The sequence below is a fragment of the Paenibacillus sp. J31R34 genome (genome assembly GCF_059383715.1).
Genome location: NZ_JBXENU010000015.1, coordinates 1 through 14,099, shown reverse-complemented (window position 1 = coordinate 14,099; position 14,099 = coordinate 1). Strand labels below are relative to the sequence as shown.

The following is a 14,099-nucleotide window of genomic DNA, read 5'->3' as shown; positions in this document are numbered from 1 at the left end:
TCAGTAGTTCACCCCAGCTTGGAAACGGCTTGCTTCATTTGGTGAAGAGCTTGTTCCAGCACAGCTGTGGGAAAGCCGACACTCATGCGAAGGAAGCCTTCGCCGTTGCCGCAGGAGGAGCCATCCCTGAACGCAATTTTTGCCTCCCGCATAAAATAAGGGGCAAGCTGCTCCGGAGGCAAGCCCAGCTCACGGGCATCAAGCCATAATAAATAGGTTGCTTCCGGCTGAATGAGCTTGATTTGAGGAATATGTTTCCGCAAATATTCCCCTACAAACCGTACATTTTCCTCCAGATACGCAACGAGCTGATCAACATAGTAGCCGCCATGCCAGTAGGCGGCCTCCAGCGCCACCACGCCGAACACGGGACGGTCAATCGCTTTGTTGTTGATAAGGGCAATACGGAAAGCTTCACGCCAGCGCTCATTAGGAATGATAGCGGCAGAGGCGCGCATGCCAGCGAGATTGAACGTTTTACTTGGATTGACGGTGACGATGCATTGCTGAGCGATTTCATCCGAAATAGCTGGCAGCGGAATGTGAGTAAACGCTTCGTAAGCCAGATCAGCATGTACCTCGTCTGCGATAACGAATACATTGTAGCGCAGGCAAAGCTCGGCGATTCTTGTCAGCTCTAGCTTTGTCCAGCAGCGTCCGACCGGATTATGCGGATTGCAAAGCAGCATCAGCTTCGTACGCGGGTTGCTAAGCTGGCGCTCCAAATCCTCAAAATCGATCTCGTAGCGTCCATTGTGCAGCTTGAGCTTATTTTCCGCTTTAATGCGTCCGCTATTATCAATCAAGCTGTGGAAAGCATGATAGACAGGTGTCTGAATCAATACCCGGTCACCGGGCTGTGTGAAAGCTTGCACGGCAAATACGAGTGAAGAGCCAACAGAGGGAGAATACTCGACCCATTTCGGCTCTATTGGAAATTGAAAGCGGCTTGCCATCCAATGCTGGACAGCAAGCGCCAGTCCCTCGCTTTCGGCGACATAGCCAAACATGCCATGCTCTACCCGTGCAGCGAGTGCATCAATTATGGGCTGTGCCGTTGTAAAATCTGTTTCTGCCAAATGCATGGGCAGCACATCTTCCGGAAATAGGGTGTGCATTTGTGAATCGGTATGACGTCGATCGAGCTGTACGCTAAAATTATGTGTGCGAGTCATCATTTGCCTCTTCCCCTGTCGTCAGTTTTTGGAAAAGACCGTTCCTAAAAATTTCTTCGTCCGCTCCTGCTGCGGTTGTCCGAACAGGCTTTGCGGATCGCCTTCCTCGATAATCGAGCCGTCCGCCATAAATATGACGCGGTCAGCAATTTCCCGGGCGAAGGACATTTCATGGGTCACAATCAGCATCGTTGTGTCCGTAGCAACGATAGAGCGGATGACCTGCAGAACTTCCCCAACAAGCTCGGGGTCAAGCGCCGAGGTTGGCTCATCGAGTAGAATCACCGCAGGATTGACGGCCAGTGCACGAGCAATGGCCACGCGCTGCTGCTGTCCGCCGGACAACATGGCAGGATAGCTGCTTGCTTTGCTTGCTAGCCCAACCTGATCCAGCAGCTTGTGGCCCAGTGCTTCGGCATCAGGCTTATTCATCTTTTTGGTGACAATAAGCGCTTCAATGACGTTTTGCAGCGCCGTCTTATTTTTGAATAAATTGTAATGCTGGAAAACCATCGCCGATTTCTGTCTCAGGGCGTAGGCATCTGATTTCTTCAGCCTTCTTGCATCGACCTCGAAACCATCAATTTCAATGTGGCCGGCATCCGGCGTTTCCAGCAGATTGAGGCAGCGAAGCAGCGTGGATTTGCCCGAACCGGACGGTCCAATAATCGCAACGACCTCGCGGCGCTTCACTTCCAGATTGATTTGCTTCAGCACCTCGTTATCGCCGAAATGCTTGCTTAACCCGCTCACTTTTAGCATAACAGAACTCCTATCGATAAGGCTTGCTCATTGCCTTTTCCAATTTTCCCTGCAGCATGGTCAGCACGATCGTTACGGCCCAATAAATGAGGGCAACGGCAATATAGCTCTCCAAAAAACGGAAGGAGTTGCTGGCCAAAATTTTCGTTTGCGCGAAAATGTCGGTCACACCAACTGTAAAGGCGAGCGAGGACTCCTTGACCAGCATAATCAAATAGTTGCCTAGACTTGGAACGGCAATCCGCATCGCTTGCGGCAAAATAACTCGGCGGAAGCCCTGCCATTTGGTCATGCCGACTGAAAGGCAGGCTTCCATTTGCCCGCTATCGACCGCATTCAGCGCCCCACGGAATTCTTCCGCCAAATAGGCGGCATTTTTAAAGCTGAGAGCAACGATTGTTGCGGTAATTGCATCAATAAAGGTGAATTCCGGAAAAATTTGCGGAATTCCCACATAAAAGATAAACAGCGTAACAAGAGTAGGCACCGAGCGAAAGAAGGAAATATATACTTTTGCCACTGGTGACAAAATAAAAATTTTATTGTTAATAATGAGCGCCAGCACAATACCCATAAGACAAGCCAGAAGCATGGAGCCGACCGCCAGCATCAGCGTCATCGGCAAATACTTCAGCAGCTTGGGTATCGCTTCGAATATAAACGCTGTATCGAAATTCATCGTTTAGTTAGCCTTGCTGATGTCTTGTTTCAAATGTTCATTCGATAGCTTCGTCAGCGTGCCGTCTTTTGCAAGGGCCTCAAGTGCTTCGTTGAAGGAATCACGCAGCTTCTTGCCGTCTTCGGTGTTCGGGAACGGGAATGCTTCCTCGTAAGTGTAAACCGGGTCTCCCGCTTTCTTCAAAGCAAGGCCCGAGTTGTCGATCAGCAGCTGTGCACCGGCGCGGTCCATAATATAAGCATCAAGGCGTTTCAGAGCAACATCATTCAAGATTACGCTAGGATCTTCATAAGTTGTAATGTTCAGCTCGTTGTTAGGATCATTGGCGCGCAAGTAAGCTTCCTTACTTGTACCAACGTCAACACCGATTTTCTTGCCCTTCAAATCAGCCAGCGATTGGATGGAATCATCATCAGCGCGGACGATCAGCTGTGCTCCGGAATAAATATAAGTATTGGAGAAGATGTATTTTTCTTTACGTTTTTCGTTAGCTTCCACTTGGTTGGCGATCGTGTCGATCTTGCCAGCGTCCAGCATGCCGAACATGCCCGCCATATCAGCAGTCGTCCAGTTTACTTTCGTGTAGCCCAAATATTTGGCAACAGCTTCTGCTACAGCAATATCATAACCTTCCAGCTTGTCCCCATCTTTCTTGGAGAAACCGATGCTGACGCCAAACGTTGCCAGATTTAATTCTTTGCTTTCTGTTTTGTTGCCAGAGCTAGCGCTTTCAGAATCATTAGTCGTTTTCGACCCGCACGCTCCCAGTACTAACGTCATGGCAAGCATTAATAAGACCACACTTTTTTTTCCAAACATGTTGACAAAAGCCTCCTCTTAGTAGATCGATCTAATTATAAGCCAAACGTGTCCGGGTGCTGCTGTAGCCAGCGAAACCGTTCGCGCTTGATTCTATTAGTAAATAAACGCGTAACGTCTATTTCCTATTAGTTTTGTTGGAATTATAGCAAGTTAAAAATTGAATGTCAATGACCATTTCGCCAGCTAAATGACAGGGGTGCATCGATTAATGCACGCCCATAAAATGTGTTGAGGATTCGCGGATAACAAGCTTTGGCGGCAAAATAATTCTAGCCGTCTCCTGAGCAGCCGCTGTAGGTGTTTCGGCGCTGATGCGCTGGTGGAGCAGGTTTGCCGCCTCGATTCCCCACTGGCCAGACCCAACGGCAACCGTCGTCAAGCCAGGATTTGCCGTAGCTGCTTCTTTAATATCGTCAAAACCAACGAGAGCCATATCCTTGCCGGCGACAAGCCGATTTTCCCTAAGTCCGACGATGACGCCAAGCGCGACAATATCGTTATGGCACAGCGCCGCTGTAGGCAGCTTGTTCTGACGGATGAGCTGATTAATAATGACAGCGCCGCTTTCGCGTGTAGGCGGGCCAGGAATAATGTGGTGCTGATCGGTCGGGATGCGGGATTCCTCAAGTCCTTCCAAATAGCCAGCGAGCCGTTCGTTATAAGCGGATGTATGAGGCGTGCCGCCAAGCAGAGCAATATGCTTATGCCCTTGGTCGGCCAAATGCCGGACAGCCATCTTCGTGCCCCATTGGAAATCGGTGCCGATATAATCAACGCGTGCTCCGGAAATTTCACGGCCGATAAGGACGCAAGGGACGTTTAAATGCTTTAGCCGGGCAAATACGGCAGGGTTTGTCCCCGCAACGGGAGCCATAATAATGCCGCAAACATGATGCTCCAGCATCGTCTCGAGTATGCGCTCCTGCTTGCTATCCGATTCAAAAGTCATGCCAAGCAGCGTTGTATAACCGAGTTCATCGAGCCGATCTTGCAAGTTGGCGAGCAGCTCAGAGAAGAAGGGATTGCCGATATCCGTTATAATAATGCCCACAGTAGAAGAGCGTCTGGAGCGAAAGCTTGCTGCGACGCGATCATAGACATAACCGAGCTTATTCATCGATGCAAGAACCTTCTGTTTCGTCTGCTCAGTAATGGACGTACTGCCTCTGACAACGAGCGATGCCGTGGCGCGTGACACGCCTGCATCCTTCGCGACATCCTGAAGCGTTACGCGTTTTTCTTTTTTATCGCCCACAATCAGTCACACCTCTTTCATTAGTGAAAATTATAGTACATAATCGCAGCATATGGAATGACTATAGATTCCCCGGCTTGCTGTTGACAGGGGGGATGCCGTTTTTTATAATCAATGGAAAGATTAGATCGATCTAATAGCGAACGGCAGCTGTTCAATTGGACAGCAATGATAATTTATAATCTCATAATAAGGTGGTTATTGTCATGTCAGCAAATCCGGGAATTGAATTTCACAAGGAAGGCCGTATCGGAATTATCCGCTTCAACAATCCTCCGCTGAACTTGGGAACGAATAACGGGCTTGCGCTGCTTGAGAAGATTTTAGCCGATATTGAGTCGGATGGCGAGCTTCGCGTTGTTGTGCTTACTCATAATGGCAAAGTATTCTCGGCGGGCTCAGACATGAATGAAATACAGCAGCATTTGGAAAAAGATACGTATGTCAGCGACAAAATGGAAAGCGAGATTCGGCTGCGCACCCGCCTGTCCGTACTGCCGATTCCGACGATTGCCGCTTTGGACGGCTCCGCTTATGGCGGTGGTTTTGACTGGGCTCTTAGCTGCGATATGCGGGTAGCTGCACCTCATGTTGTGCTGTCATTGCCAGAGGTAAACATTGGGTCATTCCCGGGAAGCGGCAGCGCCTACCGCATCACCCGCCTCATCGGAGCAGGAAGAGCGATGCAGTTTATGCTGCTTGCCAAGCCGATGAGTGCGCAGGAAGCGCTTAGCTTGGGCGTAGTCAATGAGATTGCACACGAAGGAACCGCTTATGAGCTGGCCTATCGCTGGGCAGAGGAAATTGCCGCAAAATCCGGCTCGGCCGTACGCGCTGTAAAGGAGGCGCTTACCCGCATTTTTATGCCAGAGCAGTCATGGCTTGATTTAACGCAGCTCGATATTTCGCAAAAGGTAGCGGAAAGCGAAGATTTTAAGGAAGGCATGCAGGCCTTCTTCGAGAAGCGTCCTCCTGTTTTCGCAGGTGATACCGTCCAAAAAGTGTAACATTCTAACCGCTGATTTGCTCAACTTATATAGCAGCACAGACGAAAGCAGCCAAAGAAGGAGAATTATCCATCATGTCTAATGCAACTTTGAAAAAAAGAACCGGTCCGGTTCCCATTTTGACCGCTGATGAGGCCGTGCGCCTCATTCCTGACGGAGCCACGGTCGCCTTTAGCGGCGCCGGCGGCGGAATTGTCGAGGCGACTGCTGTCATTGAAGCACTCGCTGATCGCTATCACAAAGAGCAGCAGCCAAGCGGGCTGACTTATCTTCACACAACCGGTCTCGGTGACCGGGCAGATAGAGGGATGAGCCCGATCGCGATTGCCGGCCTTTGCACCAAAGCGATTGGCGGGCATTGGGGGCAGTCGCCGCGGATGTCGGAGCTGGCTGAGACGAACCAAATCGAAGCGTATTGCTTCCCGCAAGGTGTCATTACACAGCTGTTCCGTTCCACGGCAGCAGGGCATCCCGGTATTTTGAGCCATGTTGGGCTTGGCTCATTCGTTGATCCTCGCCAGCAAGGCGGCAAGCTTAATGAGCGCACGACGAAGGAGCTTGTCCGCCTGATGGAAATCGACGGCAAGGAATGGCTGTTCTATCCGTCGATTAAGCCGGATGTGGCGATTATTCGCGGTACGACTGCCGATACAGACGGTTATATTACGATGGAGGATGAGCCGACTTTTCTGGATGTGCTCAGCATTGCACAGGCTACGAAAAATAGCGGCGGCATTGTCATTGTACAAGTGCAGCGAATGGTTCAAGCTCGTTCGCAGCATCCGAAGACGATCAAAATTCCCGGCTTCCTGGTCGATGCCGTCGTCGTCGTTCCAGAGCAAATGCAGACGTACCAGACGGAAAGCAACCGCTATATGAGCGGTGATTTGCTAGCCGTACAGGGCGGTATCGAGCCTTTGCAGCTAACTGAACGCAAAATTATCGCAAGGCGGGCGCTCATGGAGGCATTCCCTGGAGCCGTAGCCAATCTTGGAGTTGGCATATCTGATGGTGTTGGTTATGTGGCGGCCGAGGAGGGCGTTGGCGAAGCGCTGACGTTTACGGTGGAGCTGGGTCCGATAGGCGGCACACCAGCGAAAGGCATTATTTTTGGAGCGACGATCAGCCCTAGGGCGGTGCTTGACCAGCCGTACCAGTTCGATTTTTATGATGGCGGCGGGCTGGATGTCAGCTTCTTGAGCTTTGCTGAAATGGACCAAGCGGGAAATGTGAATGTTCATAAGTTCAATGGGAAAATTATGGGTGTGGGCGGCTTTATCGACATTGCCCAAAATTCCAAAAAAGTCGTATTCAGCGGCACCTTTACCGCCGGAGGCCTCGACGTCCAGGTAAAGGATGGCCAGGTCGACATTGCAAAGGAAGGACGCTTCCGCAAAATCGTGCCCGCGCTCGCAGACATTTCCTTCAACGGAGTCGAGGCGGCGCAAAACGGCAAGGAAGTTATTTTTATTACGGAGCGAGCGGTGTTCCAGCTTACAGCTCGCGGTCTGATGCTTTGCGAGATTGCCCCAGGAATCGATTTGCAGCGGGATGTTCTTGATCTGCTGGCGTTTGAGCCGCTTATTTCACCGGAGCTCAAGCTGATGGATGCAAGACTCTTCCAAGCGGAGCCTATGGGCCTCAAGCAAGAGTGGGATGCTGCTACAGTATGATTCGCTACAGTATGATTGGTTGCCTGGCCGTTGTCCGTTCTACGAATGTAATCCAGCCATAGGCTGAGTCACATTCGTCTGAACTACCAAAAGTCCAGTCAACTCAAACATACTTCCGCCTACAATTAAAGAAAAGAGAACAGAACAGAACAGAACAGAACAGAACAACAGAACAACAGAACAACAGAACAACAGAACAACAAGAACAACAAGAACAACAAGAACAACAAGAGCAACAAGAGCAACAAGAACAGCTTTTAAGGCTGTTCTTTAATAATTAAAGGCCGTCGAATCAATGAGTGATTTGACGGCTTTTTGTGCTGTATTCCTCACATCTTCCAATCGACTATGAGAATTGTTATCACTATAATGGGGAGAGGAGCTTTACGGTCTGACCTATTTGATCCATAGGAGTTGAACAAGGGCGATGAACTTGAATGAACACATTCAATTGTGGAACCAAGCCTCCATCAAGGTGCTTGATATCCGGCATGCGGTGCTGGAGCTAGGTGAGGAGCTGCGCTCGTATCAGCTGCCTGCGAGCGCTTTTCTTTTTACCTCGCGGGGGCAGGGGCGGATCATGCTTGATGGAATGGAGCATCGCGCCGAGTATTGTTATCTTTGCCATGCAGGCAAAGGGGCGTTTCTTGATATGGAGGCAACCTCCGGTCGACTCGAATATTATTTCATATTTTATAAAGCGTCGTTACCGCTGCCTGTACGTAAGGAGTATGTGCAGCTGCTGGAGCGCAGCAAGCCGTTTCACATGCAATATGGCTTTGCGCCGCTGCATCATGCCGCTATTTATTTGAAAATCGCCCGTATGGAGCAGGAATGGAAGCAAGCGGGCGCTCTGGAGAAGCTGCAGACGAAATCGCTGTTTTACCAGCTCATTTGTGAGCTGCTGGGGCAGCTGCATCACCAAGAGATTGCAGCGGCAGTGCCGGATATCGCTGCGCAGGCCAGCCGTTATTTGGATGAGCATTATGGCGAGGCGGTAACGCTTGCGCTGTTGTCCGAGCTGCTTCATTGCAGCCCAAGGCAGCTGCAGCGCCTTTTTAAAGCCCGCTATCAGGCAGGGCCCATCGATTATTTGATTCAAGTGAGGATGCAGAAGGCGCGTGAGCTGCTTTTAGGTACAGATGCTTCATTGAAGGATATAGCAGCTGCGGTTGGTTATCCGGACAGCTACTATTTCAGCCGCATTTTCAAAAAGCATGTGGGGTGCTCCCCCAGCAGCTTTAAAATCGCCCGTGAGCCTGTGGCGGACAGTCGTCATAATCCATCCGAGTTGTCGCGATATGCAATTGCTGCAAGGAAGCGGCGTCCGTATAGTGGTAAAGGTAGTGATGAAAATCATTATCAATACCATTTTAGGGGTGCTGGAACGATGTATACAAACAGAAGCTTTAAAGCAGGATGGACGGTCAGTCTGCTGCTTAGTCTAACTTTGCTGCTGGCTGCATGCTCAGGCGCGGCCGGTACGAACACGAGCGCAGGAGGAGGAGTGTCAGCTCCATCCAATAGCATAACTGCGTCGCCAAGCGTAACGGACACGGGCTCGAAGGAAAGTGCGCCGCGTTCCATTACTCATATGAAGGGCGAGCTGAAGCTGGAGCAAACGCCGCAGCGAATTGCTGTGCTGGATACCCAGTTCATGGATCAGCTCATTGCCATTGGTGAGCAGCCTTCCGGCAGCGTAGTGACAGAATCGGAAAAATCGCAATTTCCGGATTACATGGCGGGCAAGCTGGTAGATGTCGTTACGCTCGGCACGAAGGATGAGCCTAATTTGGAAGCGATTATCGCTCTTGAGCCGGATATTATTATTGGTACGGAGTTTCAGGATAAAATTTACGACCAGCTGACGAAAATCGCGCCGACGCTTATTTTTGAACGCAATGAGGATTGGCAGACAACGCTGAATACGTTTGGCCTCATTATGGACAAGGAACAGGAAGCCCAGCAGGTGCTTGATCAATACAATAGCAAAATTTCCGGGCTGAAGGCAGAGCTATCCGAAAAATACAAAGGCCAGACGTTTGCGCTGCTAAGACCGCGTGACAATATTGTGAGGCTGCATACAACAGCCCATCGTACAGCTGCGCTTTTGTACAATGAGCTGGGGCTGACTCCGCCTGTAATGGCGGTAGATGCAGAGAACAGCAGTGCGTCGCTGTCGCTTGAGAAGCTTCCTGAGCTTGAGGTCGACCATCTCTTTCTGATGGAGGACAGCAGCAATTTGGAGCTGACGAAGGAATTCGAGAGCTCGGCCATTTGGAAAAACATGAAAGCCGTCCAAAACGGCCATGTTTACAAAGAAGATACGAATTTGTGGATTGCCTATTATGGTCCGGTTGCTATTAACCTAGTATTAGACCAGATCAATGAAGCCCTGAAATAATATGCAGCAGTTGTTGAAAAAGAATACGATCGACAGCTTGATTTCAAGCTGAGCTAGTCAAATAAGTCGGGCTCCTTCATAGGTGATGAAGGAGCCCGACTTATTTCTTTAAAATTTAAGAATTTATAAGTTTCACCTTATAATCGGCTTATATTTCATCCTTGAGACACTAGCTTTGCCGCCAAGGGACGGCGACAGACGTTTACGCTTGAAGAGCTGGATAGACTAGACGCCGGAATAGGCCATAAAGCCGCCATCGACCGGAACGACAATGCCGGTGACGAAGCCGGACATTTGCTCATCCGCCAGCCATAGCAGCGTGCCTAGCAAATCCTGCGGCGATCCGAAGCGGCGCATCGGCGTGTGGGCGATGATTTTGCCTGCCCGCGCCGTATGGGAGCCATCTTCATTCAGCAGCAGCCGCTCGTTTTGCTGGGTCAGGAAGAAGCCAGGAGCAATTGCATTTACGCGAATGCCAGCATCAGCTAAATGGACAGCGAGCCACTGCGTGAAATTGTTAATGGCAGCTTTGGCTGCGCTGTACGCCGGAACCTTCGTCATCGGCGACGGTGCGCTCATCGACGAAATATTAATAACGGCTGCGCCAGCCCTGCCAAGCATCTGCTTGGAAAAAGCTTGAGTCGGAATCAGGCTGCCGACAAAGTTTAAATCAAGCACATTGCGAAAGCCGTCCACCTTCAAGTCGAAGAAGGAGGTAACGTCGGGATTGTCCAAATCCTCCGGCTGGAACGTCTCATTCGTCGTATTGGCGCTCGGATGATTGCCGCCCGCGCCATTAATGAGCAAGTCGCACGGACCAAGCTGGGCAAGCACCGTTTCCGCCGCTGCCGCAACGCTTTGCTGGTTGGTAACATCGCATGCGACCGCAATAGCTTGTCCGCCTGCGGCTTTAATATCTGCGGCAACCTGCTCGCCTTTTTCCAATGTGCGGTTAAGCACGGCAATTTTCGCTCCTTGCCGTCCGAGCTCCAGCGCCATTGCGCGGCATAATACGCCTGCGCCGCCTGTAATGACGACGACTTTGCCCTCGATAGAGGCATGCTTCGGTAAACTTATCGTTTCACTCACTTCGCAGCAGCTCCTTCCGCGGCGGCAGCTTTCTGATACGCATCCCATAAGCCCCAAAGGTACATAATGCCGAGTGCACGGTCATACAAGCCGTAGCCTGGACGGCACTCTTCGCCCCAAATATGGCGGCCGTGATCCGGACGGCAGTAGCCCTCGAATTGCTCCTCATGGTAGGCCTGCACAACACCAGCGATATCGACTGTACCATCCTGTGTCCGGTGTGACGATTCGATGAAATCGCCGTTTTCATAGACGCGTACGTTGCGAATATGCGTGAACGGTATACGGTCGGCAAACTCGTGAATCATCGACACGATATCATTTTCTGGATTAGCGCCCAGCGATCCGCTGCATAAAGTAAGACCATTATAAGGGCTGTCATGCAATTGGAGATAACGGCGAATATTATCTTGCCCAGTAATAATGCGCGGCAGGCCAAAAATCGGCCAAGGCGGATCATCCGGGTGAATGGCCATTCTAATGTCATGCTCAGCAGCAAATGGAATAATTTCATCGAGGAAATATTTCGCATTTGCCCATAGATGCTCTTGCGTAACTCCCTGATAGGCTTCGAACAGCTGGGTCAAATATTGCAGCCGCTCCGGCTCCCAGCCCGGCATCGTCAGCTTGGAGTTTTCGTTGATGCGTTTAACGAGTTCGAAGGGATCGACATTATCAATCATCGCTTTTTCATAAAAAAGTGCCGTCGAGCCGTCTTCCATCTCCTTATGAAGATCGGTACGCAGCCAATCGAAAATCGGCATGAAGTTGTAGCAAATGACTTTGACGCCGACCTGCGCAAGCTTGGCAATTGTCTTCTTATAGTTGTCGATGTACAAATCGCGGCTTGGCAGGCCAAGCTTAATGTCCTCATGAACATTGACGCTTTCAACGACCTTAATGTGCAGGCCGGCTTTGTCCGCTGCTTCTTTAATCTTCATAATTTTTTCCATCGGCCATTCATCGCCAGCTGGAACGTCATGCAGCGCCCAGACGATGCCCTCCGTGCCGGGAATTTGTCTGATTTGGTCAAGGCTGACGGTGTCATTGCCTTCGCCAAACCAACGAAATACCATTTTCATAATGCGTTTCGCCTCCGATTATTTGAAGTAGGTAGGGAACTTCTCTTTCAATAGCGCCTGATCGGCAATCGTCAGGTTCAAATGCTCTTTCATCAGCCGTTCGGCAAGCTGAGTATCGCTGCTTTCAATCGCCTGTGCCATCTGCAAATGCTGCTCGTACAAATGCTCCCAATGGTGATCGGCAGCAAGACGAAGCATGCGGCTGCGGTTGAGATGGACGTTGATTTGCTGGATGACGGCCCAAGTGTTGCTTTTGCGGCAGCCTTCGAACAACGTGCGGTGAAAAGCCTCGTCCAGATCAAACATCGTTTTGTAATCCTGGCTTTCTACGCAAGCCCGTTGCAAGGCGAGATTGTGACGCATCGCCGTCAAGCGTTCGGCAGGGAAGCTGATACAGGCGAGGCGGATAACCGCAGTCTCCAACTGCTCGCGCATGAAGCGTGCTTCCTCGACCAGCTCCAAATCAATGAGCGACACATCAGTGCCGCGCTGCGGAAAAATTTCCAGCAATCCTTCCTGCGCCAGCCGAACGAAGCTTTCCCGAACGGGGGTGCGGCTGACGCCAAGCTTTAGGGAGATTTCCTTCTCCGAAATGCTCGTGCCGGGAGGCAGCTCAAGGCTCAAAATCTGCTCCTTCAGCGTCAAATAAATCGCATCCCGCGTCGATACGGCAGTGGGCTTTATCGTAAAATCCATCGTTCACCTCCTCGGTAGATAGGCTCATTTCTTAAGCTAAAAGCTACGTTTTCACTATACTACCATACTTGTATGGTAGTTTGGAAGCGGAAACATTTTTGGTGAAAAATATTTCCTTCAGAGCATGCGCGATATCCGCCTGCCTAAAGCAAAACAAGTCTAGTCCAAGCAGATGAATGCTGAACGATACTTGTTGCTTTTGCTATAGTGGCTGCTTATGAGCCTTTAGCTGACAATTAAAGAAACGACTTTGCCTGCATTGTCATCAATGAGGCCATAGTCTGTCATTTTCAGAAAAGGGCTGACAGGCATGGAAGGGGTAGCAATCGACATAATCGGATTATAATGGCGATAATCGATCAACTGCATCGCTTCACGCAGCTGCTTGACAGCTGGGCCAGCTTCTTCAAGCGGAGCCTCGGTCAAAATACCCCCGGCAGGCAAATGCAGGTTAGCGAGCAATTGTCCATTATCTACAACGCAAAATCCTCCCTGCTGCTTAATCACCGTATTCGCGGCAATCAGCATATCAGCGAAACTTCGCTAGAATACTTCTGCAACTGCTCAATTAGGAAACTAGAACCGAAGCTGTCTTTGCTTATTCGTTCGGTGGAGGGGGCAACCTCTTTGAGCGCATCGCCGAGTCCATCTTGTCCATGCACGCGGTGATCGAATACCGGCTTGCGCATTAACGGCGCCCTGCTCAGCGGATTACAGGGGTTGTATGATTTTTCGCTAAATCTAAAATCTTGCACGTATTGGCTGTTGCAGTATTTATGTATACGTTGCCATTTATCAATGTTTAATAAGAGTATTGAAATACCCGAACATTGATGCTCTAGCTCCGGTTGTATGAGCAGCTTTAGAGAATGAAATAGATATATGAATACTGTTCGGGAGAAAGGAGGTAGACAGGAACTATGATAATTAAAGGTATTTGATTAAAATTCTAGTCATTTATAGGCTGTTTAAAATAATTACTTCATTATAGTGAGGTATTATGAACGGAAGTTCGAGCGCAGTTTTTAAATAAAATGAAATAGTTAAAAGTTTTTTTGAAAAAACACTTGCAATCCTCTAGGCACCCGTGATATATTATATGAGTCGCCGCTGAGACATACGGCAGACAAGAACGAAACGCAAGCAAGAGAAATTGTTCTTTGAAAACTGAACAACGAGTGAAACTGCCACATTAACTTCGGTTAATGTAAAGCGATACAAAAAAGTAATGAGCAAGTCAAACACCTAAATGGAGAGTTTGATCCTGGCTCAGGACGAACGCTGGCGGCGTGCCTAATACATGCAAGTCGAGCGGAGTTGATGGAGTGCTTGCACTCCTGATACTTAGCGGCGGACGGGTGAGTAACACGTAGGTAACCTGCCCGTAAGACTGGGATAACATTCGGAAACGAATGCTAATACCGGATACACAACTTGGTCGCATGATCGGAGTTG

The 14,099-nt window shown here is 49.9% G+C and carries 12 protein-coding genes, 1 rRNA gene and 1 pseudogene; 4 read left to right on the top strand and 10 right to left on the bottom strand.

Translation table 11 applies throughout. The features are described 5' to 3' along the window. Positions 1 to 8: 8 nt before the first annotated feature. The 5 genes from AC50YG_RS28735 to AC50YG_RS28715 all read right to left on the bottom strand — a co-directional run bounded on the left by AC50YG_RS28735 (position 9) and on the right by AC50YG_RS28715 (position 4,693). Positions 9 to 1,178, bottom strand: coding sequence for a MalY/PatB family protein (locus AC50YG_RS28735; protein WP_494831987.1), 1,170 nt, complete (start codon positions 1,176 to 1,178; stop codon positions 9 to 11). 18 nt (positions 1,179 to 1,196) lie between these two features. Then, positions 1,197 to 1,937, bottom strand: a complete 741-nt coding sequence (locus AC50YG_RS28730; RefSeq protein WP_341279485.1) for an amino acid ABC transporter ATP-binding protein — start codon at positions 1,935 to 1,937, stop codon at positions 1,197 to 1,199. Positions 1,938 to 1,947: 10 nt separating this feature from the next. Continuing rightward, the gene (locus AC50YG_RS28725; protein ID WP_341279484.1) at positions 1,948 to 2,616 is read right to left on the bottom strand and encodes an amino acid ABC transporter permease; all 669 of its coding nucleotides are present in this window, start codon (positions 2,614 to 2,616) and stop codon (positions 1,948 to 1,950) included. A gap of 3 nt (positions 2,617 to 2,619) precedes the next feature. After that, a complete protein-coding gene (locus tag AC50YG_RS28720; protein ID WP_473759052.1) occupies positions 2,620 to 3,435 on the bottom strand; it encodes a transporter substrate-binding domain-containing protein in 816 nt (271 codons plus the stop codon). Positions 3,436 to 3,643: 208 nt separating this feature from the next. Beyond that, on the bottom strand, positions 3,644 to 4,693 hold the full coding sequence (locus AC50YG_RS28715) for a LacI family DNA-binding transcriptional regulator (protein ID WP_494831984.1): 1,050 nt from the start codon (positions 4,691 to 4,693) through the stop codon (positions 3,644 to 3,646). A gap of 206 nt (positions 4,694 to 4,899) precedes the next feature. Here AC50YG_RS28715 and AC50YG_RS28710 point away from each other — a divergent pair, with 206 nt between their 5' ends. The 3 genes from AC50YG_RS28710 to AC50YG_RS28700 all read left to right on the top strand — a co-directional run bounded on the left by AC50YG_RS28710 (position 4,900) and on the right by AC50YG_RS28700 (position 9,777). Then, positions 4,900 to 5,700 carry an enoyl-CoA hydratase/isomerase family protein gene (locus AC50YG_RS28710; RefSeq protein WP_494831982.1) on the top strand — a complete coding sequence of 267 codons (801 nt, stop codon included), beginning with the start codon at positions 4,900 to 4,902 and terminating at the stop codon, positions 5,698 to 5,700. Positions 5,701 to 5,774: 74 nt separating this feature from the next. Further along, complete coding sequence (locus tag AC50YG_RS28705; protein WP_473759049.1) at positions 5,775 to 7,373, top strand: acyl CoA:acetate/3-ketoacid CoA transferase; 1,599 nt, start codon at positions 5,775 to 5,777, stop codon at positions 7,371 to 7,373. Between the two features lie 427 nt (positions 7,374 to 7,800). Continuing rightward, entirely contained in the window at positions 7,801 to 9,777 is a 1,977-nt protein-coding gene (locus AC50YG_RS28700; RefSeq protein WP_494831980.1) for an ABC transporter substrate-binding protein, read from the top strand. Between the two features lie 225 nt (positions 9,778 to 10,002). Here the strand turns inward: AC50YG_RS28700 and AC50YG_RS28695 are convergent, their stop codons facing one another. The 5 genes and pseudogenes from AC50YG_RS28695 to AC50YG_RS28675 all read right to left on the bottom strand — a co-directional run bounded on the left by AC50YG_RS28695 (position 10,003) and on the right by AC50YG_RS28675 (position 13,333). Continuing rightward, the gene (locus AC50YG_RS28695) at positions 10,003 to 10,866 is read right to left on the bottom strand and encodes an SDR family oxidoreductase (protein WP_494831978.1); all 864 of its coding nucleotides are present in this window, start codon (positions 10,864 to 10,866) and stop codon (positions 10,003 to 10,005) included. After that, positions 10,863 to 11,948 carry a mannonate dehydratase gene (uxuA, locus tag AC50YG_RS28690; protein WP_494831976.1) on the bottom strand — a complete coding sequence of 362 codons (1,086 nt, stop codon included), beginning with the start codon at positions 11,946 to 11,948 and terminating at the stop codon, positions 10,863 to 10,865. Before uxuA ends, AC50YG_RS28695 begins: the two co-directional genes overlap by 4 nt. 18 nt (positions 11,949 to 11,966) lie before the next feature. Beyond that, positions 11,967 to 12,644 (bottom strand): GntR family transcriptional regulator, encoded by a 678-nt coding sequence (locus AC50YG_RS28685; protein ID WP_494831974.1) that lies wholly within the window; start codon positions 12,642 to 12,644, stop codon positions 11,967 to 11,969. Positions 12,645 to 12,869: 225 nt separating this feature from the next. Next, positions 12,870 to 13,175, bottom strand: a pseudogene (locus AC50YG_RS28680) (adenine deaminase C-terminal domain-containing protein); the annotation flags it as partial. After that, positions 13,166 to 13,333, bottom strand: coding sequence for a hypothetical protein (locus AC50YG_RS28675; RefSeq protein ID WP_494831972.1), 168 nt, complete (start codon positions 13,331 to 13,333; stop codon positions 13,166 to 13,168). The gene AC50YG_RS28675 and the pseudogene AC50YG_RS28680, both read right to left, overlap by 10 nt. Positions 13,334 to 13,890: 557 nt before the next feature. On the opposite strand from AC50YG_RS28675, the gene AC50YG_RS28670 reads away from it, so the two are divergent. Continuing rightward, positions 13,891 to 14,099: ribosomal RNA gene (locus AC50YG_RS28670) — 16S ribosomal RNA — on the top strand; the annotation flags it as partial.